General features: G+C 40.1%; 1 protein-coding gene. It reads right to left on the bottom strand.

Annotated elements, in window-relative coordinates; genetic code table 11:
• Positions 1 to 296 precede the first annotated feature (296 nt).
• Positions 297 to 1,673, bottom strand: a complete 1,377-nt coding sequence (locus tag EKM73_RS12645) for an FAD-dependent oxidoreductase (RefSeq protein WP_024855732.1) — start codon at positions 1,671 to 1,673, stop codon at positions 297 to 299.
• Positions 1,674 to 1,890: the final 217 nt, after the last annotated feature.

The following is a 1,890-nucleotide window of genomic DNA, read 5'->3' as shown; positions in this document are numbered from 1 at the left end:
ATGGGTTTGTGGTAAACACCATTTTAAAGGAAGCTGATCTTTTTTGTCCGAACAGCGTTCGGATTAATTTTACAATCCACCATAATAGTCTTGCATATTTAGATGTCCTTTCGGGGATAATCTGTGGGTATCGGGTGTGGCCGATGCCTTTTTTATTTTCCATTATATCAAAAGGCGGTCTAGTGAGAATCCGAAGATTCTCACTAGACCGTCTTATTTGTGGAGACTTATGTCACAGCCTCTTTTTGATTTATTCGTGATCCTAAACAGCAAGTTATAAGTGGTCGTTACAATTTCTATTTTGTAAACTCAAGTTCACCAAGAGCACGTTGGGCTGCTAAGTTCAATAGGCTCCACTGTCGGTCAAAGCCTGGCTGGAAGAAAAAGTCAGCTTCGGCTAAATCTTCCAGTTTTAATCCTTGTTGGATGGCTAATGAAATAACATTACCTTGGGCAGTGATATCATAAGTTGACAATACAGCACCACCTAATAGTTGATGAGTGTTTGGATTGTAATCCAGCTCTACGTAGACCTCTGTATTTCCCTTCTCCATAGGGACATAAGCTGGACGTAAAGTGTCTTTGTAAAAAGATGTGTTAATCTTAATATCGGCCTTTTGGGCTGTGGTCATATTCAGACCTGATGTGGCAAAGTGATAGTCGAAAACACTTAATGCTGATGAGCCGACTACTCCTGAAAATGGCATAGACGGTGTGTTCTCAAAGATGTGTTCCACTACATAACGGGCTTCACGTCGGGCAACCGTGGCTAAAGCTATCGGCATGTTCCTCTGAGCAGGAATTGAATAGGCCAACACCGCATCACCTATGGCATAGACATCAGGCAGATTAGTTCTCAAATATTTGTCAGTTTTAATCCACCCGCGCTTATCTAGTTCAACCGTTCCCTTTAACCAATCAGTATTAGGTTTAACTCCAACAGCTTGAATGATCAAGTCACTAGGATATTCTGCATCGTTGGTCTTAACAGCAGAAACCGATTCAGTCCCTTCATAGCATTCAATCTTAGCGCCAGTGACAACTTGAACGCCTTTGCTAGTCAATTCTTTTGATAAAATATCTGTTAATTCGGTATCTAGGTAGTTGCCCAGAGGCCGATTAATCATGTCGATTAATGTAACATTCTTTCCAGCTTTGATGCTGGCTTCAGCAGCTTCAACACCAATGTAACCAGCACCAATAACAGTAATATTTTTAACATCTGGGTCAGATAATTTTGCTTTGATCTTTTCTGCCCAATCCTTGCCGCGCATTGAATAAACGTTTTTTAGCTCATGACCAGGAACGGGTAAATCGTTTGGAGTTACGCCTGAGCTTAAGATTAATTTATCGTAATCATAGCTCTGTATCTTACCGGATCTTAAATCTTTCACGGTAACTTGCTTATTTTCTGGATTTATTTTGGTCACTTCATGATTGGCATATACTTCTGTCCCAAATTTTTCGAGATCTGCAGGTTTAAAATTACGGACATCATTAATACTCGTTACACTGTTTTCTAAATATAATTCCATACCACAGGACATAAAAGAAATAAAATCTCCCGCTTCGAAGAGTTTAATATCTAGGTTTGAGTATTTGTGAGTAAGTTCCAAAACCGACTGATGGCCGCCGTGCGAGGCACCAACAACAATAACTTTTGTCTTCGACATAAAAAATATAGCCTCCTAATAGATGGGTGACAAATAATAAATCGTTAATGATGGCCATTTTGTTCTAAAGTACATTCGTGATGACGCAATGATTCACCGATATCTCATCCAGATACTAAGCCTTCTTCTCTCGAATGGATCCCACCAGATCATCTGTAGCTGGAGCGTTCGCAAGCAATGCGCGAACATCATCAAGATTCACCTTAACATTCCAAAC

Origin of the sequence: Levilactobacillus fuyuanensis (assembly GCF_003946395.1) — a bacterium.
Taxonomy (GTDB): Bacteria; Bacillota; Bacilli; order Lactobacillales; family Lactobacillaceae; genus Levilactobacillus; species Levilactobacillus fuyuanensis.
This window is presented reverse-complemented; position numbering and strand designations above follow the sequence as displayed.

What these genes read in the sequence shown, in the direction of transcription:
- EKM73_RS12645 (WP_024855732.1), bottom strand. Translation starts at nt 1,673, where the DNA reads ATGTCGAAGACAAAAGTTATTGTTGTTGGTGCCTCGCACGGCGGCCAT.